Source organism: Pseudanabaena sp. PCC 6802, from assembly GCF_000332175.1.
Classification (GTDB): Bacteria; Cyanobacteriota; Cyanobacteriia; order Pseudanabaenales; family Pseudanabaenaceae; genus PCC-6802.
Map to the genome: position 1 here is coordinate 2,628,144 of NZ_KB235914.1, position 21,864 is coordinate 2,650,007.

Consider the following 21,864-nt stretch of genomic DNA (forward strand, 5'->3'; position numbering starts at 1 on the left):
AGTGTCAACCTAAGTTGAACAATCGATAAGCATTAGCAGTTGTTTGCTCTGCCAACGTTTCCAGTGTCTCACCGCGTAGTTCTGCCAACTTCTCAGCTACGTGCAAAACATAGGATGGTTCGTTACGCTTGCCGCGCTTGGGTACGGGTGCCAAAAACGGACAATCGGTTTCGATGAGGAGGCGATCGCTACTCACAATCCTGGCGGACTCCTGCAAATTAGCGGCATTTTTGAACGTGACTACGCCGCTAAAACTGATATACATGCCCAAATCGAGAAACCATTGCGTTTCCTCTGGCGTTCCAGCCCAGCAGTGCATCACGCCACGGGCGGGGCGCTCGGGATTGAGGGCATTAAATTCTTGCAAAACCTCGCAGGTAGCAGACGCAGCATCGCGGCAATGGATAATTGCAGGTAAATCCAGATCTCTGGCGATCGCCAACTGTCGACGAAATGACTCCATCTGCTCGGTCTGATTTTCCGCTTTGTAAAAATCCAGCCCCGTTTCGCCGATCGCCACTACACGGCGATCGCTCTGAGCCAGTTCGCGAATTTGCGCCTCCATATCGCTATGCCACATGCGAGCGTCGAGAGGGTGCAGGCCAACCGCAAAGCTGAGTTCTGGAAATTTATCGGCGATCGACTGGATTTCTTGAAACTCACCAGGAGTGACACACGAATGTACTAATCGCGTTACCCCTACTTTTTGCCATCTCGATCTTACGTCTTCTAGATCTGGTAAAAAGTCCTTGAAATTAACATGAACGTGAGTATCGACAAGTTGCATAACGTTTTGCATTACCAGATAACAAAGACTTAGCTTAACAAAGTGTAATGCTTTGTTAAGTTACACGCAATTGTTACGCTGCACGCGCAACAACAGTGAAGTCAAGCGATTTGCAATGTACTGGGTTCAGGAATAGATTCATTTTCTGCTTGCCAAGCCTCTAAGTACATTTCGATTACTTCTTCGCCGTTTCGGATTGCCTCTTCACGAGTTTTGCCATAGGTACAAGGCATAACCACAAGATCTGCAAATTCTGGAATCGTAACTAGGAAAAGCCGATCTTCATCAGACCACTGGACAATCATGCTATATCGGTTCATAAATTCTTATCTTCTCTAAGATCTTCTAGTTCACTTAATAGCTGGGCTAATTGCTTTTCTAGATAAATTGGCACGTCATCTCCATCTTTACCTGAAATCGTTAGTGTCTTGCGAAGCAAAGGATGCCGCCAGCGTTCATGACTACCTTTACCGCGTTTGGGTAAATACACAAATCCTTCACGCGCAATTTGAGCTTTCAACTCTCTAATTTTTCTAGGCATAGATTTAGCCATCTAATGGCAACTAAACCTTCAAAGTTAAGCAATTATAGGCGATCGCATATTTACTAGTTAGTGCAGATTTAAGACGCTTTTTTGTGGGGTGTGTTTTTCTCCTTAGCTTCAATGGGTATTAGATGAATGTGTTTATAGCCTAACTTGATTTCAAACTCGTCGCCTGGGTTTAAACCCATCGATTGCGTGTAGGTTGCGCCAATTACAATCTGTCCGTTTTTATGCACGCTGACGCGATTAGTAGGTGCCCGTCCCCTACCATCTTTGGTTTGTTCTGGATCCAAAGAAAAGCCGTTGGCAGCAATTAGCGCTTCATAAAATTCTGTCAGGTTGACTCGCTCCTGGTTGTCTTTGCCACGGGAGAAATAGCCGCAGTATTTTGCTTGCTCTCGCTTTGGAAGATGGTTAACTTCTTTTGCTTTTTGGAGTAAAGCCTTACCTGTTAGTGGAACAGTTGAAATATCTGTCATGGCTACAAGAATAATAACATTTATTCAGAATAGCGAAATATTGGCACAATTGACAATTATCAACTGTCAATTATTAATTCATTTCATCACCCAGGAAAATCGTAGCTAATAGTAACAATACGAATCTTACCTTCTAAAGGTGCAAATTTACTTTCATAGCCTTTCACTGTTTTTTTGACGATCTCGTCAACATTACTATTCTTGCTTGAGAACATCCATTTTTTCTCAATCTTGCCATCGGGTGCAACGATCAACGTGACAGTTACCTTGGTATTCTTGCCCTTTAGATCTAGAGATTTTGGTTGCTCTACAGGTGGTATCCAGTTAATCCCTGGCTCTATAGATTGCGATACTTGAGATACGGTAGTTTCTTGAGGAGAAGGAATTATGCGCTGTACGACATTTTCTTTGCCGTATTTAATGGCATATTCAGCATAGATTTTGCCAAACTGGCTGCGAAATTGATCCTGACTGAGCGTGGCACCTGCGGTAGCTGGTTCTGCGTTTCGCTCTGCGGTTGGATCGGCTTGCTTATCGTTTTTATTTTGAGATTCAGTTTTTTGGTCGAGGGTATTATCCGGCTGGGTAGTTTTTTTATTTGCGAGATCGTCAAGTTGGTCGGAACTGGGTTCGTTTTGAGATTCAGATTTAGGTTCAGTTTTTGGGGTAACTTTGTCTGCTGATTTTTTTGATTCTGCGGGTTTATTGTCGGGTTTAACTGATTTTTTATCCTCTTCTGACTCACTTTTTTTCGATGCGTTTTTCGGCAAATCTACGATCGCCGATTTTACATTTTCTGGATTTTCATTGTTCTGAGGAGAAGGCAGATCCTGTTTAGCGATCTGGGACAACTTTGACGGATTGGGAATTTTTTTCTGAGGTAAATTTACGGTTGGGACTGTGCCAACTACTTCTATATCCTCGGGAGACTTTTGCTTTTCTGTTTGCTTGAGGGGATTGGGTGTAAGTACCCAAAGCAAGGCATGTAATGTGGCTGAAAAAATTAAAAATAGCCAGAAACTATGCTGGTGAATTGCTAGTTTTAGCTTGCCAGTACCATAGTTGCTGTAATGCTCGACCTGCTCGACGCTAGATTTAGATCCGTTAACTTTAGAGCCATTAGATAAATTAGATCCATTAGATTTTCCTATATCTCCATCGCTTTGCTCTGTTGGCTTGAGTGGTTTAAACGGCATTATGCTCCATCCTTGTGATAGAAAAATGATACTGAAATCGATCCAGATCGCAATAAATAACTTGTAGACCGAACTGCTAGCTTAGTTATTATCGGGATTTGGACGTGGCGATCGCCACCCGATCTCCTGCCACTCTCCGTAGATATTCTAAAAAATTTATTACCTGTTGATAGCTTACCGATTTGTCCTCTGCATTCAACACGATTAACCCCTGGGGATATTGTACTAAATGTAATTTAATCCGTTGCTCTAATTCTGGACGTTGCAATACCTGACGCTCTATCCTGATTGCGTTCGTTGCATCAAGCGTAATTACCAGCATATCGGACTGGAGCGAATTATTCGATTGGGGTGGATTGCGAGTCGATTGCGGCAGATCTACACCTATGTTAGGAGGCTCCGATAGTCCAGCTGTCAGCAACATAAAAAATGCCAGGATGGAAAATACAACATCAAGTAGGGGGATAACATTTACTTCAGCACTTGATGATGAATTGTAATTGCGAATTTTCATGATTTCTTCACCCGAAAGCGCGATCGATAAAATCCAATCACCTTTAAGATTAGTACCTTTAAGCTGCAATTTAGACTGCAGGTTTGACTCAGAGGTTTTAAGTGGCAGTTAAAATTAATAGTGAGTTTGCCGTACCTTATCCCCACCGTCCCATGTCCTTTGGTGCCCCCTGCCTTAGCCCGCTAGAACTGTGGTTTGCCGTAGTGCGCGATCCCCTCATCGTCTCGCCGGATATCAAGGCAATCGACGCGATCGCCCAAATGCACGACATGCGATCGCACAGCGATCCCGAAACAAATGCGGCTAACCCAGAGGTAAGTCAACGCGATCGCCTCCACCACGAGATCCGGTCGAGTTGCGTGTTGGTAGTGGCAGCGGATCGCGCGGTCGGCATTCTGACCGAACGCGATCTGGTGCGAGCGATCGCAGAACCGCAACCTCTTGACACTCTGTCCGTCCGGCAGGTGATGTCACAGCTAGCGATCGCTCTGCGCGAGTCCGATCTCACGAATTTGACAGTAGCAGTTAATCTACTCCAGGAGTTCTGCATTCGTCATTTACCCATCCTGGACGAGCGCGATCGCCCAATCGGACTGGTGACCCATGAAAGTTTGCTGCAAGCTCTCAGTTGCCATGAATCGAGCAAAAATGGGGATACCGAAGCCTATGAATGTACGTTAACCCAATTAGAAGAGCAAAATATCCTGCTAGCTAAAATTGTCAGGCATGAGCCATTGCTTGAGGTCATGAATACGTTGATTAAGTTCATCGAAAACCGCCTGCATGGGGCACTTTGCTCTATCATGTTGCTAGATGCAGAGAATTGCCTGCACCACCTGGCTGCTCCCAGCCTCCCACTGGAGTATATCCAACTTGCGGATGGGATATCAATCGCTGAAGGGGCGGGATCGTGTAGCGCGGCTGCCTTACGCCGCGAAATGATAATCGCAACCGATATTGCCAACGATTCCTTCTGGCAGAAATACAAAGAAGTTGCCTTGCAATATGGCTTTCGAGCTTGCTGGTCCAGTCCCATTATTACCAGCGACGATCGCGTGTTGGGAGCATTCGGCACGTATTACCGAGAAGTGCGATCGCCAACAGACAAGGAACTAGATTTAGTAAGACAGATGTCCAATCTAATTGGCATTGCGATCGAAAGCTCGCAGAGCGAGCAAAAACTCCTGCAACTAAATCAAGAACTAGAAGTTAAAGTTGCAGACCGCACCGCTGCCTTGCAAGAACAGCAGCACTTCATTACCCAGATCGCCGAATCCACCACTGCTATTCTCTACATCCACGACATGTTGGAGCAACGGAATATCTATTCCAACGGTCAGATCGCAAGAGTTCTTGGATATTCTCCAGAAGAGATTCAGGCAATGGGCAGCAATTTATTTGTCAATCTGGCTCATCCAGACGATCTCCCCTTGCTCGCGAAGCAAGCGAAAAAATGCCTTACAGCTAGCGATGCCGACGTGATGAATATTGAGTATCGGATGCGTCATGCGAATGGAGAGTGGCGCTGGCTGCACAGCCGAGATAAGATATTTAAGCGTACGGCGGAAGGGAAACCCTGCCAACTAATCGGAACTGCGGTGGATATTAGCGATCGCAAGGCAGCCGAACTAGCATTACAGAAGAGTGAAGAACTCTATCGGCTCCTATCCGAAGTCAGTCCAGTGGGCATTTTTCGTTACGATCTTTCAGGCGAATGCACGTACGTCAACGAAAAAGTACTGCAACTGGTCAAGCATCCTGTAGAAAAGTGCTTGCAAGGTCATTGGATCGAGACGATTTATCCCGACGATCGCGAGATCGTTCGCCAACAATTGCAATCCCTTATGGAGCGAGCCAGTACCGATCGCGATGCCACCTATCAGCAGGAGGTGCGGCAACTATATCCAGATGGGTCGCTGAATTGGTTGCTAGCACAGGTTGTCGCCGAACGCGACGCATGGGGAAATGTGACAGGCTACATTGGCTCTCTGATCGATATTAACGATCGCAAATTAGCCGAGCAACAACTACAGCGACTCAACCAGGAGCTAGAAACCAAAGTTCAAGAACGTACGGCTGAACTGCAAGAAATTTATCAGGAACTTGTGCGCGCCAACCGTCTTAAGGACGAATTTCTTGCTAATATGAGCCACGAACTGCGTACCCCTCTCAATACTATCCTAGGCATGACTGAAGGTTTGCAAGAGGGAGTTTTTGGAGAAGCTAACCAGCCGCAACTTAAAGCCTTAAAAGCGATCGAGCGCAGTGGGAATCATTTATTAGAAGTCATCAGCGACATTCTGGATCTCGCCAAAATTGAATCGGGACGGATGGAGATAGACCGTACTTGCGTTGACGTAGCCGTACTCTGCAAATCCAGCCTGGGGTTCATCAAACAACTAGCCCATAACAAGCGCATCCAATTGGAGCTTAAATTGCCCGCCCATCTACCCCACTTATTAGTAGATGAAAGACGCGTCCGTCAGGTCTTGATCAACCTGCTCGGTAATGCGGTTAAATTTACCTTGCCAAATGGATGCATTACTCTAGAAGTCAGCCATAGCCTACAACCCACAACCCACAGCCCACCCAAACTGCGAATTGCTGTAACTGATACAGGTATCGGTATTGCAGCAGAAGATATGAGCAAACTGTTTCAGCCCTTTACCCAGATCGACAGCGCCCTCAACCGCAAATATGAAGGGACGGGTTTAGGATTGTCGCTGGTCAAGCGCATTGTCGAACTCCACGGCGGACGGGTGGGAGTCACGAGTGAAGTTGGAGTTGGAACCTGCTTTACGATCGAGCTTCCCTACACTAGCACGTTATCACCTGCCCCCCTTCAGCATACTTCCAGTGCCATCAACAGTACAGCCCAACTAATAAAGCGAAAGGATTCTCCCTTGATTTTGCTAGCAGAAGACAATGAAGCGAATATCTACACTGTTTCCAGTTATCTGGAAGCCAAAGGCTACCGCATGCTTTTGGCAAGGAATGGGAGGGAGGCGATCGCTCTAGCACGGTCCAATTGCCCAGATCTGATTTTGATGGATATCCAAATGCCGGAAATCGATGGCATCGAAGCTATGCATCAGATCCGCCAGCATCCAAACCTGGTTAACGTGCCGATCGTAGCTATAACCGGACTGGCGATGAGTGGCGATCGCGAACGTTGCCTGGCCGCCGGAGCCACTGATTACCTGGACAAGCCTATCAGGCTCAAACATTTGACGCGTGTAATCCAGCAACTTCTAACACTGCCAGAGGATAACCTATGAATGCGCCATCTATAATTTGACGATTGACGGGGAATCCTCTCCTTTAACTCCTCTCCTCGTAGAGGAGAAAGAAACCAGACCCTGATTTTGCTAACATTTTCCTCTCTCCTCAAAATTGGGGTGGGGGGAGGAGGTCAGTTATGATGGGCAAATTCGCGTTAACGATACTAATGTCCCTTTGCTATGTTCTCTGATGCCACCAATCTCAGCCAGCTAGACCCGAAGTTCGCCATTGTTCGCGATCCACTAATTGCTGCGCCCGATACTAAGGCGATCGCGGCGATCGCTCAAATGCACGGCGCGCGATCGCCTGACGCGAACGATCTCCTCCAGGAGGTACGGTCGAGTTGCGTATTGGTGGTAGAAGCGGAGCAATTGGTTGGCATTCTAACCGATCGGGACGTAGTGCGCCTGGTTGTAGAGCAGCAGCCTCTTGACACTTTAACGATCGCTCAGGTGATGGCACCCCTCACGATCGCCCTGCGCGAGTCGGATTTTACCGACGGGGCGATCGCCATGAACCTGCTGCAAGCAAACCGGATGCGCCATTTGCCCGTCCTGGACGAGCGCGATCGCCCAGTCGGGCTGGTGACCCGCGAAAGTCTGCAGCAAGCCCTCAATTCTAAGGACTCTAGCGATCGCAAATGCACGGAATTCCAACTGGAGACCCAAAATGCACTGCTGTCAAAAATTGCTCGGGACGAACCATTGTCTGATGTGCTCCACGAGCTAATTGCATTCATCGAGCATTGCTTCAAAGATGCTCTGGGTTCGATCCTGTTACTGGAGTCAGACAATCGACTGTGTCTTGGATCTGCCCCCAGTTTGCCGCAAGGCTTCAACCGTGCGATTGAGGACGGCATCGCGATCGGTGAAGGGCAAGGGTCTTGCGGAACGGCAGCATTTCGTCGGGAAACGACAATCGTGATTGACATCGACACCGATCCTCTCTGGCAAGAATACAAAGAACTTCCTTTGGCTTATGGACTGCGAGCTTGCTGGTCAACTCCCATTATGGCTAGCGACAATCGAGTCCTAGGCACATTTGCCGTGTATTACCAAGAGGTGCGATCGCCCACAGCCCTTGAACTAGAATCGATCGGTCAGGCGGCTAATATTGCTGGGATTGCGATCGAACGCGAACAAGCCAAACGGTCGCTGCAAACAGTAGGAGAGCGTTATAGTCTGGCTACTCGTGCCGCTAGGGTCGGGGTTTGGGAACATAATTTAAAGACCCAAGAGGTGTATATCGATCCGAATATTAAAGCATTCCTTGGCTACACGGATGCTGACATCCCGAACGATGCTAAATCCTGGCTTACATTTACACATCCAGACGATATCGAATTAGTCAGGTCAGCAATTAATACACACATAGACGAGCAAACATCCGAATTTGTTATCGAACATCGAATGCTCCATAGGAATGGCTCAATTGTGTGGGTTTTGGTTCGAGGGATGGTGCTGCGAGACGAGCATGGCAATCCCGAACGAATGTTGGGAACCGATATGGATATCAGCGATCGCAAACAAGCTGAAATTGCTCTGAACAACCTGATCGCGGGCACTGCGTCTACTACTGGTCGAGATTTCTTCACTGCTTTGGTGAATCATATAGCCGAGGCATTAAACGTCTCCTATGCTCTTGTAACCGAGCGAGTTGGCGATCGCCTTCAGTCCCTGGCTTTTTGGGCCAATGGCTCTTTGCAACCCACTTTCTCCTACCATCCCGCCAAAACTCCTTGCGAACGAACCTTAGAGGAAGGGATATTTTATTGCGAGTCTGGAGTTCAACAACTATTTCCTGAGGATCTAGACCTGATAGCTATGGAGGCAGAAGGGTATCTAGGTATTGCGTTGCGAAATAACCAGGGTGAGGCGATCGGCGATCTGTGCATCCTCGATCGGCTGCCGATTCAAGATCCACACCGCGCTGAAAATCTGCTAAAGGTTTTCGGTGCCCGTGCTGTCGCTGAATTAGAAAGGCAACGAGCCAGTACGTTACTGGAGCAACTCAATCAGCAGCTTGAAGCCAAAGTAGCCGAACGTACCGCTGACCTGCAGGAACAAAAGCACTTCATTACAGAAGTTACCGAATCCAGCACTGCTATCCTCTACATCTACGACCTGGTGGAACAGCGCAATGTCTATGTAAATTGCCAAATCCAAACAATTTTGGGATATACACCTGTAGAAGTTCAGGCAATGGGCAGCAATTTTTTCCCAAATCTGATTCACCCCGACGATCTGCCTCAAGTCATGGCGAAATTAGAACAATACTTGACATCCGAGGATGGTGAAGTAATGGATGTCGAGTACCGGATGCGCTGCGTCAATGGAGAGTGGTGCTGGCTGCAAAGTCGCAATCGCGTGTTCAAACGCACGGTAGAAGGCTTGCCCTGGCAGATAATAGGGACTGCAGTGGATATCAGCGATCGCAAAGCTGCTGAAACTGCCTTGCGTCAAAGTGAAGAGCGCTATCGAGCTATCGTTGAAGATCAAACCGAACTGATTTGCCGATTTCAGCCTGATGGCACCCTCACCTTTGTAAATGAATCCTATTGCCGCTACTTTGGTGCTTCCGAGTCAGAACTCATTGGGTTTAACTTCCTCAACCTGATTCCTGAAGATGAGAGAGAATTTGTCGCACAAAGCGTGAAAGCACTGCGCAACTTAACTCCAGAAAATCCGTTGCACGTGCAAGAGCACTCGGTTATCAAGACAGATGGTCAGATTGCATGGCAACTGTGGACGGATCGCGCCATTTTTGACAAAGACAATCGCTTAGTTGAATTTCAATCCGTTGGACAGGATATCACGGATCTCAAAGCCGCTGAAGCTGAGGCACGGAAGCAAAAAGAACTGTTGGATCTGTTCTTCTCCCAATCTCTCGACGGTTGCTTTTTTATGATGCTCGATCGCCCCATTGACTGGAATGAGTCGGTTGACAAAGAGGCGGTTTTAGACTACGTGTTTGCCCATCAGCGCATGACCCGGGTTAATAGTGCTATGCTCGATCAATATGGCGCTACCTCAGAGCAACTTTTGCATCTCACTCCCAACGATTTCTTCGCCCACAATCTGGAGCAGGGGAAACGGGTCTGGAGGCAACTTTTTGATATAGGACATCTGCACACCGAAACTGAAGCAGTCAAACTAGACGGTACCGCCATGACCGTTGAAGGTGACTACGTCTGCATGTACGATCGTGAAGGTCGAATTATCGGACATTTTGGGATTCAAAGGGATATTAGCGATCGCAAACGAGCTGAAGAACAACTGCAACAACTCAACCAGGAACTCGAAATCAAAGTGCAAGAGCGCACAGCCAGATTGCAAGAGCGCGAACAATTTTTGCAAACGGTGCTGGATACCTTCCCATTGTCAGTGTTTTGGAAGAATCAAGCCTCGGTTTATTTAGGTTGCAACCGCAATTTCCTCCGCGATGCAAATTTAAATTCTGTTGAAGAGATTGTCGGTAAAACTGACTACGAACTGCCTTGGGGGAAAACAGAAGCCGCCAATGCTTACCGTGCTGACGATCGAGAGGTCATGCAGTCTAATATAGCAAAGCTAGGCATCGTCGAAACTCTAGTACGAGCGAATGGCAACCAGATCTGGGTCGAAACTAATAAGCTGCCGTTGCACAACTTGCAAGGTGAAGTTGTAGGTGTTTTAGGTACCTATCAAAATATCAGCGATCGCAAACGCACCGAACAACAACTGCAAGATAGCGAAGCCAAACTACAAGCTATTCTCAACGGCTCTTCCTCGGTGGTCTACGTGAAAGATTTGGAGGGGCGGCATACATTTGTCAACCAGGCGTTTCTCGATTTCTTTAACTGTAAGATGCCAGATATTATCGGCAAAAACAACCACGATTTTTTCCCAGCAAACATAGCCGATCTCATTCGAATCAACGATCGAGCTACTCTAGCTGAGGGTCACATTCGTCAGTTTGAGGAAGAGGTTAAGGTTGGCTATAATACTTATACATTCCTCTCTAACAAGTTTGTCCTTCGCAATCGCAACGGCTACCCCTACGCGATCTGCGGGATCTCTACAGACATCAGCTCTCTCAAACAAACCGACGCAAAACTGCAAGAAACCCATCAAGCACTCCTCCGTGCTAATCGCCTTAAGGACGAATTTCTTGCCAATATGAGTCACGAACTGCGTACCCCTCTCAATACTATTCTGGGTATGACCGAGGGATTGCAAGATGGAATTTTTGGCGAGACTAATCCAGCGCAAATTAAATCCTTAGAAGCGATCGAGCGCAGTGGACTTCACTTGCTGGAAGTCATAAACGACATTCTCGATCTCGCCAAAATCGAATCGGGGCGGATGGATATGGAGCCTTCCTCCGTTGACGTAGTAGCGCTCTGTCAGTCTAGTCTGGCATTTATCAAAAAAACAGCCTTAGACAAGCGCATTCAGCTAGAACTGAAACTGCCACCCCATCTACCCAATATACTAGTGGATGAAAGACGCATCCGCCAGGTTTTGATCAACCTGCTCAGCAATGCCGTCAAATTTACCTTGGCAGGCGGACGCATTATCTTAGAGGTCAGCCATCTCCCCCAACCCCCAACCCCTTCACGCGAAGTGCATCGCTTGGGGCTAACGGGCGAAGCCCGTGCTGCAGAGCGATATCCCCAACCTCAACTGCAAATTGCCGTGACTGATACGGGCATCGGCATTGCCACAGAAGATATGAGTAAGCTGTTTCAACCATTTACCCAGATCGACAGCGCTCTCAACCGCAAATATGAAGGGACGGGCTTAGGACTGTCGCTGGTCAAGCGCATTGTCGAACTGCACGGCGGACAAGTGGGGGTTACGAGTACGGTGGGGGTCGGTACCTGTTTCACGATCGATCTTCCCTGTACTACTACAGTATTACCCTCCCCCGTACAGAATGTCCCCAGTGACACTGGCAGTAAAGCTCGACTATTTGAGCGAAAGTTTACCCCATTAATCTTGCTAGCAGAAGACAATGAAGCTAATACCATTACCATTTCCAGCTATCTCAGAGCCAAAGGCTATCGCATCCTTATATCGAAAAATGGGAAAGAGGCGATCGCCCTGGCACAGTCCGAGCATCCGGATTTGATTTTGATGGATATCCAGATGCCGGACTTAGATGGCATCGAAGCTATGCAGCAAATCCGCCGAGATCCAAACTTAGCTAACGTGTCGATCGTGGCTCTGACTGGGTTGGCTATGGCTGGCGATCGCGATCGTTGCCTCACCGCTGGAGCCAACGAGTACCTTAGCAAACCCGTCAAGCTAAAGCAATTGACGCAATTGATTCAAAAACTTTTAACGCCTTCAGAAGACAATCAATGAGAACTCCATCTATTTTGATAATCGACGACGAACCCAATAATTTCGATGTGGTTGAAACTTTTTTGAGCGCTGGTGCTGGTGAAGCTGCCCCCTGGGAGACGGTTACCCCAGACGAAGTCCGAGTATATCAGTTGTACTATGCTTCTAGTGGGAAAGAGGCGATCGAAGGACTTGAAAGCTTTAGCCCCGATCTCATTCTACTGGATGTGATGATGCCTGAAATGGATGGCATCGAAGTCTGCCAGACAATCAAAGCAATCCCAAAATGGCAAGCTGTTCCAATCGTGATGGTCACGGCACTAAACTCAAAACTCAGCCTTTCTCAGTGTCTGGCTGCTGGAGCTACCGATTTTATCAGTAAACCTCTTAACAGGCTAGAGTTACGTGCCCGGGTTCAAGCTATGCTGCGCATCAAACGCCAGTATGATGACCTGCAAGCTTTGCTCAACCTGCGCGAAGACATGGTTAACGCGATCGTCCACGATTTACGCAATCCTCTGAGCAATATCTTAGCTGGTCTGGAACTGCTCTCAAGCCCCAACTATCCTGAGGAAAGGCGGAACTCCAAATTATCTCAAGTTTATACGTCTGCCCAATCGTTGCAAGCATTAATCGGGGACTTACTCCGAATTGCTCTGTTTGAATCTGGCAAAATTCTCCTCCATCGCACAAAAGTCAATCTACACGAGCTGATCCAATCTTCTATATCAGACTTTGAAGAGCGCGCCTCTCGCAAAAAACAATCACTGATCGCTCAATTTCCACCATCAAGCCAGCTTGTTTGCGTCGATGTTTCCATGTTTAGACGCACATTAGATAACCTCCTCTCCAATGCCATCAAGTTTTCCCCGCACAACAGTTCGACAGTCGTCAACGTAGAATATCCTACACCTAACGATTTCAAAATTCAGGTTATCGATTCTGGCTCAGGTATTTCTGAGGATTTGCAGCAAAAGATTTTTGAAAAGTACGAGATAGGCGCTCTCATGCCAAATGTTTCTCAAATAGGACTAGGTTTAGCCTTCTGTAAAATGGTTGTGGAAGCACACGGCGGCACAATTTGTGCCAAAAGCAATCAACCCCAAGGAGCTATCTTTGAAATTACCATAACAGCCTGAGTCCGATCGGCAATGAATGATTGGCATTTTGTCTTGATGCCCCAATAACCTCCTGAGTTCCGCTAAGTCTTTAAAATCGAGGTTTTATCATCAACACAGAGTATCGCAAAATCGATTATAGTTTCTCATGCTTCTCTGTGTTTTGCTCGACTTTAGTATAGCTTTTAAGCGCAGAGACCATTTTGCTAGAGCGCTCGACAGCCTCTAAAATTGTCTGATTGTTCGTAAAGCTGCGAGTCAGACTATACGCAAGCCGGATTGCCCAGTCTGCTCGATCGCTATTTAAAAGAGGTTGTAAAAGTTCAATTCTCTCCTCATCAACTCCCATATCTATTAACAACTCCGCAATATATCTAGCATCTTCAAAGTTATATGGTTCGATCTCAGTTGCGATTTTGCGCCTGAGGGCACGGCTCTCTATCGAAGCCATAAATCCTTGAGTATGGATGGCGCGATCGACAAGCTGGAAAAAGCTTTCTTGTTCTTGAGGACTCAAGTACTGGTGTAAATGAGGTAGCTCGCCTAGACCTGCTTCTAAAAAATCCTGAACGTTGGTGGCAGCAGTCTGGATTGCACTTAAAGAATTATTTATCTCATGCGCTACACTAGCAATTGGTTGCCCTAAGGTCGCCATTTTTTCTGTTTGAATCAATTCCCTTTGCGACAGATGCAGTTCTGCCACCACCTTCTGCAATTCTAGTGCTTGTGACTGCATCTGTTGCACTGATTCTGCTTGCTGTAGAGCGATCCCGAGTAGTTCGCCAATTTGAGCTAGTAAATCTACTTCATCGACATTCCAGTGGCGCGGTGCGGTGTTTTGAAAAGCACTAAGCAATCCCCACAGGCGATCGCCTTGAAAAATTGGCGCGATCGCATAGGCTTTAGCTTGAAATTCTTCTAGCAAGGCGACATGCCAATCGGAGTACTCGGCAGTGCAGATGTCCGAGATCGCCAGGGTTTCATTGTTTGCGTAGCGCCCGCCATGGGTTTCCATGAAATGAGTATCCTCAATCGCAGGTAAAGCGCCCACTAAGGGCTTCCAACCTTCTGAAATCGACTCAAATAAAAAGTTGCCGCTCCAATCTGGATTGAATTGGTAGATGGTGACGCGATCGACTTCGATTAACTGGCGCACCTCCTCCGTTGCTGTTTGACAGATCTCCGAAAAATCTAGCGATCGACGAATCCGATTCGTAATTTTAACTAACGCTTTTTGACGTAACATGGCTTTTTCTTGAGCCTTGGCCTGGAGCAACAGCATAGCTTGAGGCTCGATCTGTTCCAGTTGCTCGGCTTGCTGCTGCTCATTTTGTTCAAAAAAACGAGCGGCAGGCGCAGCCGATTGATAGGCGGCTTGTTGCAAAGTATTAAATTGCATATCAGGCTGAGGTACCTCGGACATGTGCTTATGGCGGGACTATAACAGAACGATCGCAGTCACTCTCTAGGATTATTCCCAAAAATCGCTAACCAATAACTATCATGTTTATTTAATGTACAGTGCTCTATAATTTATCGTAAAATTAAGTTCAGGCAGTGGTTTAACCTTGTGTCATGCGAGATGCTTACACCATCTGCCGTAGCCCCCCTGCGCAGGAGTGTAGACCTCACCTTCAAGCAGATTGTATAGAGCTACCTTGCGTGAATGATGACGAAAAAATTGGCATAGGAAACTGAATGCATTATCTATGACGGGATCGGCTTGGCACAAAGGACTAGAGCTACTCTTGCAAGGGCAAGAGGAAGAAGCACAAATGGTCTGGCTATCTGCGATCGCAGAAGGAACGCCAGAAGAAGTTGAAGTTTGGCTTGCAGAATTAGTAGATATCCTTAAGGATGAAGCTATAAAGCAAGAGGAATTAGAAAATTATGACAAAGCCTGGTTGCTTCGCCAACACATCCGCGAAAACGATCCTGAGAATGTAAATAATTTATATGCACTAGGCAATCTTTATGCAAGACTGGGTGAGCCGGAAGAAGCGATCGCCATCCACGAACGGGTTCTCGAAATAAACCCTCAATTTGCTCTCAGCTACGTGTCAATAGCCCATTTGTTAGCGCCAGCCAATCGCAACTTTAAACTTAGCCAACGAGATAAAGTTGAACAAGGCATTCAAGCATTGGAAAAAGCGATCGCGATCGATCCTGAATTACCCGTCTTAGGTGAATTAGCATATCTCCAGAATATTTTGGGAGAGTATGCGAAGGGAGAACAATATGCCAGACAGGCGATCGCTAAAAATCCGCAGGAGGGAGAAGTAAATAGTTTCACGTCGCGCGTGTTAGCGGAATCCCTACTAGGACAGGGAAAGTTAGATCGCGATCCCACCTGCACCATTGACTTTTCACCACTCCAAAATATTTTGACTCACCAGAACCCAGGAAAGAATTTAGAGAGGAATAGTCATTTAGTTTCTACCTGTATCGATCTCGGTGGCAGTCACCACTTAGATGAATCCAAGCCAATTGTCTTTTTATCTTCAGATAGGGTATATTTTCGCAATTTTGGCATTGCCCAAGCATTGAGTTTATACGAAACATCACCTAGATGTGGCATCCATTTCCATATTATGGATCCAGATCTAGAAACATTCCAATTACTCAGCTCGCTGCAGGGCAAATTGCCAGATCTACAGATATCGCATTCCTATGAATTTTTGGATATTGCCGACAACAATAACCCTGATGGCTTGATAGCAAAACTTGTCTACTATTGCTGCGTCAGGTTCTGTCGTGCTGCTGAGTTTATTCGCAATGTTGGCAACACAGTTATTATCACTGACGCTGATGTTCTGTTTCGTCGCGATCTTGACTCTATTGTTAACTCAGAATCAGACTATGATATTGCTCTGGTAGATTTTGGTTCTGGCCTACCAATTTACGACCGATACTGTGCATCACTTGTCATTGTTCGTCAAACCGAAGCTGCAAAAAACTACCTAAATTGTTTATCTGATTTCATCATCCATAATTTACGCCAAAGATCTGCTTGGATGCTAGATCAATTTGGTTTATACGGTGTAGGAAACACATATGTCAAGAGGAATCCAGACTTTAAGACAAGATTTTTGCCCGACTATTATACGTCAACTGAATGGAGCGATCGCAATCCAATCTGGAGTGCTCAGAATAACAAAAAGTGGGAACAGAATCGATACACCGAACTCAAGCAAAAGATTCTTAGCAACTACGGATTTGCAGATTTAGCTGCGGATTTGCAGATGCGATCCGTCACAGTGACCGACACAAATGAATCAATGAACGAGTGCCAGAATTCAAACGAGATATTACTATCTGGCTTTAATCAGCTTTGTCAAGCCAAGTATGGCTTGATGCTCTATAACAAAAACGATCTTTATATTGGTAGATCGCTGAGCTATTTAGGCACATGGTGCGAGCATGAAATCGATCTGCTGAAGCAACTAATAAGTTCAGGTGATGTTGTTCTAGATGTAGGAGCAAATATCGGTACGCATACTTTGGCATTCTGTCAATTTGTTGGGGCAAGGGGAAAAGTATATGCGTTTGAGGCACAAAGAATAATTTATCAAGCTTTAGTTGCAAGTATTGCCTTAAATAGCATCTCCCACGCTTACTGTTTTAATCAAGCTGTAGGATCGGAACCCGGATTCATTAACGTGCCACAAATTGATTTCACGAGATCGGATAATTTCGGTGGCGTAGTCCTGCAAGGTACATCAAGACTAGAAAAAACAGTCGCAAGTCAATACGAACGCGTAGAGATGGTAACGATTGACAGCTTGGGGTTGCAGCAATGCCACCTGATCAAAGCCGATGTTGAAGGCATGGAGCGCGATGTCATCATGGGTGCGAGAAATACCATAGAGAAATACCATCCCATTCTCTATCTTGAAAGCCATGATGATGACACAAGAAACCCATTAATCTGGCTTTGCAAGCAACTAGGATACATTTTATATTGGCATGGTACTGAAAACGACCCTAATATTTTAGGGATCCACCCACACCAAAACATACAAATACAAGGACTAGTAGAAGTCTCATGACTACGCTAAAGCTTAATGAGATGCATTATTAATCACTAGACAGAATGATATGAGCGCAAACAATCTCTATTGGTACGATGGATTAGAGTTGCTTCTACAAGGACAAGAGGAAGAAGCTCAAATGGTCTGGATATCTGCGATCGCCGATGGAACCCCAGAGCAAGTTGAAGTTTGGTTGGCAGAATTAGTAGATATCCTTAAAGGTGAAGCCATAAAGCAAGAGGGTTTAGGAAATTATGACAAAGCTTGGTTGCTTCGCCAGCACATTCAAGAAAATGCCCCAGGAGATATAGAGAACCTATTGCACCTGATCGTTACATCAATCAAATCTCAAACATTCCGACCTAAAGAAGATACAGTTTTAGAAGATGTAATTGAATTGCTCACTGCTAGTTCGAGATCGAAAATAGATCTCAATCTTCCATTGCAAACATTGCAGGAATTAATTAGATCGGACGTTGCTGGTGATATTCTTCAGAGATTTTCTAATGCTTGTATTGTTTTCTATGACTCTTGCCTAGGGACAATGGTAAATACCGAGTCCGCTGAGATTCACAATATCAAAGGTAATATCTATAGTAAAACAGGAAGAGTAGAGGAAGCGATCGCCTCATATTTAATTGCCTTAGAACTCGATCCCAATAATCCTGAACCACTGCTTGGCTTAGGTAATATCGAACAAGCATCGGGGAAACACGAAGCGGCAATTGCTTTTTATGAAAAAGCTCTACAGATTCAACCTGATTTTGCTAGTGCATATACTTGTCTGGGAGAATCACTATATTATCTAAATATATGCGATCGGGCAATTTCCAATTGGCAAAAGGCTCTCGAACTCGATCCAGAGCAGGTGGTTGCGAGATTAAGTCTAGCTAAAGTACTACTCCAAAATGCTTCTTTAGAGGAAGCATTCTCCTGTTTAGAGGAAGCACCTACCCATAAAATCGATTTCGCTTATGTTTACCTTGATTTGGGAGTAGCCTTTCACAACGAAAACGTTAAGTTGGAAGTCAAATGTTATCAGAAAGCCATATTGCTCAAGCCAGACTATGAGTTAGCCTATCTCAATCTTGCTATGGCTTTCTCAAAATCTAATATGCTAGATGAAGCTTATGAATGTTATAGAAGGTTATTAGACATTAATCCTAATCATGCAAATGCCTATGCTAATTTGGGGGATTTTTGGATGGTGCATGGCAACATTGAGGAAGCTCAATCTAATTATAGCAAGGCTTTACAGTTGAACCCTGATTGTCTAAAAGCTAATCGTATGAGTTTGTTGGGGTTACCTGTTATTTATGAAAGTGCAGATGAAATAGATTATTGGCGACAACACTTTACAGATGGCTTGCAACGTTACGCAAATCTTATATCGCAAAAGCTGGTAACAGATAAAGTATGGGCATTAGAGAGCATTGGTCTAAAAACAAACTTTCATCTTGCCTATCAAGGTAAAAACGATCTCGAGCTGCAATATCATTATGGACAGATTGTTCAGCAAGTTATGGCAGCCAACTATCCGCAGTGGTCAAGACGTTTGGAGATGTCACTGCCCGCTCCTAATGGCAAAATTCGGATTGGATATATTTCTCCTTACTTTAGGGAGCATAGTGTTGGGAGAATGACCTTGGGCTGGATACAGCAACGAGATCGAAATAGCTTTGAGACCTATGTTTACTATACTGATAAACTAGTTGACAGTACCACCGAAAAATTTCAGCAAGAAAGCGACTTTTTTCGACATATTACTCCTAACGATCTAGAAGCCTGCTGCGATAGAATCTTTGCAGATCGCTTGCATGTACTGGTGTTTACAGACATTGGTATGCATCCTCAAATGACTCAAATTGCTGGCTTGAGACTCGCTCCCATTCAGTGCGCCTGGGCCGGCCACCCAGTTACCACTGGTATCCCAACTATTGCTTATTATCTGTCTAGCGATCTGATGGAATCGGATGATGCCCAAGCACATTACTCAGAACAATTGGTTCGTTTACCTAGTCTTGGCTTGAGCTATCCTTGGCCTAAACTACCTGCTACGCCTAAAGATCGAGCAGACCTGAATTTACCAAAAGACTGCTTGATTTATCTCTCATGCCAGACAATTTGGAAATATCTGCCTCAATACGACTATATATTTACACAAATTGTTAACAAGGTTCCAGAGTCCAAGATTGCGTTTTGTGTAAGCGACATGCAAGATACTGTCACCCAAAAATTTCGACAGCGCATCGAATCAGCATTTTTAAAAGCTAATTTAGACTGCAACGATCGCTGCATATTTTTGCCTCGTATGAACTTTGAAGATTATCTCAGTCTCCTACTCAACTCGGATGTTTCGCTGGATACAATTGGCTTTTCTGGATCGAATACAACCTTACAGGCGATTGCTTGTAATTTACCTGTGGTTACCATGCCAACTGAGTTTTTAAAAGGTCGTACAACCTATGGTATTCTAAAAGCGCTTGATGTAACAGATACAATTGCTTATAGCGAATCAGAATATATTGATATAGCCGTTAGACTTGGTCGGGATTTGCCTTGGAATCGAGATATAGTAGCAAAAATCAAATCACGCCATAAGTATGTATATAATGATGATAATTGTATTAGGGGATTGGAAAACTTTTTTAGAGAGATAGTAAGAACAGAATAGATAATATGACTAATCAAGCAGAGAGTCTTGCTTTACAGCAAGTTGGAGAAGATGTAATGATATGGCCACTAGCCAAAATCATCACACCTGAAGTCATCTCAATAGGTGATTCAGTAATTATTGATGACTTTGTCTTCATTATGGGGGGTGAACGTACAATCATCGGTAGCTTTGTTCATATTGGTGCTTTTACATCTATTGCTGGTGGTGGGGAATTTATTATGGAGGATTTCTCCGGCCTATCAGGTGGAGTGAGAATTTATACTGGTAATGAGGACTACGCGGGAGGCTGCTTAACTAATCCAACCGTTCCCTTTCCCTATCGTGTAGCCAGTCGTTCGTTTGTGCATATCCACAAACATGCGATCGTTGGCGCAAATTCGGTTATTTTGCCGGGAGTTGTAATTGGAGAAGGTGTTGCAATTGGAGCGAACTCCTTGGTTAAAAAAGACTGCGAGCCCTGGACAACCTACTTCGGATCGCCAGCCAAACCGATTGGGGCGCGCCCCAAGGAAAAAATGTTAGAACTAGAGGCGCAATTGCGTAAAGATCTCTACGATCCTTATGGCAAATATATCCCCAAGAGCGATCGCCGCGAACCAATAAATTAACTTGCCAGGTGATTACCCCGTTGGAGATCTGGGTATGCTGAATTTAGTTACCACGCAGCCTGCTATTACGGAGGAATCTACACGTTATGATCGAGCTTCTAGAACAAAGCACGATTACCGATCTAGCAATTTTCGGCGGTAAGCCAGCTTTTGCTGAAAAGCTGCACGTTGGTCGGCCCAATGTTGGCAATCGCGAACGTCTTCTGGAACGCATCAACGACATGCTGGATCGCAAGTGGTTTTCAAACAATGGGCCTTACGTGCAGGAGTTCGAGCAGCAGATTTGCGAGAGGCTGGGCGTTAAGCACTGCATCGCTATGGTCAACGGCACTGTGGCGCTCGAAATTGCCATTAGAGCAACAGGGCTGGCAGGTGAGGTAATCGTGCCGTCGTTTACCTTTGTGGCTACCGCGCACGCTTTGCAGTGGCAGGAAATCACCCCCGTTTTTTGCGACGTAGACCCGCAAACCCACACTCTTAATCCCTGGCGGATCGAAGCCATGATTACACCGCGCACTACGGGTATAATCGGCGTGCATCTCTGGGGTAAGCCTTGTAACGTAGAAGCAATTACGGAGATCGCGCAAAAGCACGAGCTTAAATTACTCTTCGATGCTTCCCATGCTTTTGGCAACTCTTACAATGGTCAAAAGATCGGTAACTTTGGCGATGCTGAAGTGTTTAGTTTCCATGCTACCAAGTTCCTTAATGCCTTTGAAGGCGGGGCGATCGTTACAAATAACGACGAGCTAGCTAATAAAATTCGCTTGATGAAGAATTTCGGTTTTGCTGGCTACGATAACGTAGTTTACGTTGGCACAAATGGCAAAATGAGCGAAGTGTCTGCCGCAATGGGTTTGACTGGTTTAGAAAGTATGTCTACTTTTATCGCGGCAAACCAACAAAACTATAAGCAATATCAACAAGAATTGTCTGGTTTAGCAGGGATTAAGCTATTTGCCTATGACGAGGCAGAGCATTGTAACTATCAGTATATTGTTCTAGAGGTTGATGAAACTAAGAGTCAAATCAGCCGCGATCGCCTGCTAAAAGTACTTCATGCCGAGAATATTCTAGCGCGCCGCTACTTTTATCCTGGCTGCCATCGCATGGAACCATATCGCTCTTATTTCCCCCATGCAGGGTTGCTGTTACCAGAGACAGAAAAGCTAGGTCAGCGGGTTTTGGTCTTGCCAACAGGTACATCGGTTAGTAGCGTAGATATCCATAAAATTACTCAAGTAATTCGCTATTGTGTTACTCATGGATCTGAAATCAGTCAAAGGCTTAGATCTCAATAA

Annotated in this window: 14 protein-coding genes; 7 read left to right on the forward strand and 7 right to left on the reverse strand. The window is 45.6% G+C overall.

What is annotated here, in order from left to right; all coding sequences use genetic code 11:
* Positions 1-4: 4 nt before the first annotated feature.
* The 6 genes from PSE6802_RS0117760 to PSE6802_RS0117785 all read right to left on the reverse strand — a co-directional run bounded on the left by PSE6802_RS0117760 (position 5) and on the right by PSE6802_RS0117785 (position 3,520).
* Positions 5-787, reverse strand: coding sequence for a TatD family hydrolase (locus PSE6802_RS0117760; RefSeq protein ID WP_026103378.1), 783 nt, complete (start codon positions 785-787; stop codon positions 5-7).
* A gap of 101 nt (positions 788-888) precedes the next feature.
* Positions 889-1,107, reverse strand: a complete 219-nt coding sequence (locus PSE6802_RS0117765) for a type II toxin-antitoxin system HicB family antitoxin (RefSeq protein WP_019501393.1) — start codon at positions 1,105-1,107, stop codon at positions 889-891.
* Positions 1,104-1,328 (reverse strand): type II toxin-antitoxin system HicA family toxin, encoded by a 225-nt coding sequence (locus PSE6802_RS0117770; RefSeq protein WP_026103379.1) that lies wholly within the window; start codon positions 1,326-1,328, stop codon positions 1,104-1,106. Before PSE6802_RS0117770 ends, PSE6802_RS0117765 begins: the two co-directional genes overlap by 4 nt.
* A gap of 80 nt (positions 1,329-1,408) precedes the next feature.
* Positions 1,409-1,810 (reverse strand): AbrB family transcriptional regulator, encoded by a 402-nt coding sequence (locus PSE6802_RS0117775; protein WP_019501395.1) that lies wholly within the window; start codon positions 1,808-1,810, stop codon positions 1,409-1,411.
* Positions 1,811-1,896: 86 nt separating this feature from the next.
* Positions 1,897-3,006 carry a TonB C-terminal domain-containing protein gene (locus tag PSE6802_RS0117780; protein WP_019501396.1) on the reverse strand — a complete coding sequence of 370 codons (1,110 nt, stop codon included), beginning with the start codon at positions 3,004-3,006 and terminating at the stop codon, positions 1,897-1,899.
* An 88-nt stretch (positions 3,007-3,094) separates the two neighbouring features.
* Positions 3,095-3,520 carry an ExbD/TolR family protein gene (locus tag PSE6802_RS0117785; protein WP_036946485.1) on the reverse strand — a complete coding sequence of 142 codons (426 nt, stop codon included), beginning with the start codon at positions 3,518-3,520 and terminating at the stop codon, positions 3,095-3,097.
* Between the two features lie 101 nt (positions 3,521-3,621).
* Here PSE6802_RS0117785 and PSE6802_RS0117790 point away from each other — a divergent pair, with 101 nt between their 5' ends.
* From PSE6802_RS0117790 to PSE6802_RS0117800, 3 genes are all read left to right on the forward strand, one after another.
* A complete protein-coding gene (locus tag PSE6802_RS0117790) occupies positions 3,622-6,798 on the forward strand; it encodes a PAS domain-containing protein (RefSeq protein WP_019501398.1) in 3,177 nt (1,058 codons plus the stop codon).
* Positions 6,799-6,981: 183 nt separating this feature from the next.
* Positions 6,982-12,150, forward strand: a complete 5,169-nt coding sequence (locus PSE6802_RS31265; RefSeq protein WP_019501399.1) for a PAS domain S-box protein — start codon at positions 6,982-6,984, stop codon at positions 12,148-12,150.
* Complete coding sequence (locus PSE6802_RS0117800; protein WP_019501400.1) at positions 12,147-13,268, forward strand: hybrid sensor histidine kinase/response regulator; 1,122 nt, start codon at positions 12,147-12,149, stop codon at positions 13,266-13,268. Before PSE6802_RS31265 ends, PSE6802_RS0117800 begins: the two co-directional genes overlap by 4 nt.
* Positions 13,269-13,383: 115 nt before the next feature.
* On the opposite strand, the gene PSE6802_RS29475 is transcribed toward PSE6802_RS0117800, so the two are convergent.
* Positions 13,384-14,670 (reverse strand): GAF domain-containing protein, encoded by a 1,287-nt coding sequence (locus PSE6802_RS29475; RefSeq protein ID WP_019501401.1) that lies wholly within the window; start codon positions 14,668-14,670, stop codon positions 13,384-13,386.
* 286 nt (positions 14,671-14,956) lie between these two features.
* Between PSE6802_RS29475 and PSE6802_RS31270 the strand changes: the two genes are divergently transcribed.
* The 4 genes from PSE6802_RS31270 (at position 14,957) to PSE6802_RS0117825 (ending at position 21,864) form a co-directional block, all read left to right on the forward strand.
* Entirely contained in the window at positions 14,957-17,296 is a 2,340-nt protein-coding gene (locus tag PSE6802_RS31270) for an FkbM family methyltransferase (protein ID WP_019501402.1), read from the forward strand.
* A 49-nt stretch (positions 17,297-17,345) separates the two neighbouring features.
* Positions 17,346-19,952 carry a tetratricopeptide repeat protein gene (locus PSE6802_RS32710; RefSeq protein WP_019501403.1) on the forward strand — a complete coding sequence of 869 codons (2,607 nt, stop codon included), beginning with the start codon at positions 17,346-17,348 and terminating at the stop codon, positions 19,950-19,952.
* Positions 19,953-19,957: 5 nt separating this feature from the next.
* A complete protein-coding gene (locus PSE6802_RS29490; protein ID WP_019501404.1) occupies positions 19,958-20,563 on the forward strand; it encodes an acyltransferase in 606 nt (201 codons plus the stop codon).
* 86 nt (positions 20,564-20,649) lie between these two features.
* Positions 20,650-21,864, forward strand: a complete 1,215-nt coding sequence (locus PSE6802_RS0117825; protein ID WP_019501405.1) for a DegT/DnrJ/EryC1/StrS family aminotransferase — start codon at positions 20,650-20,652, stop codon at positions 21,862-21,864.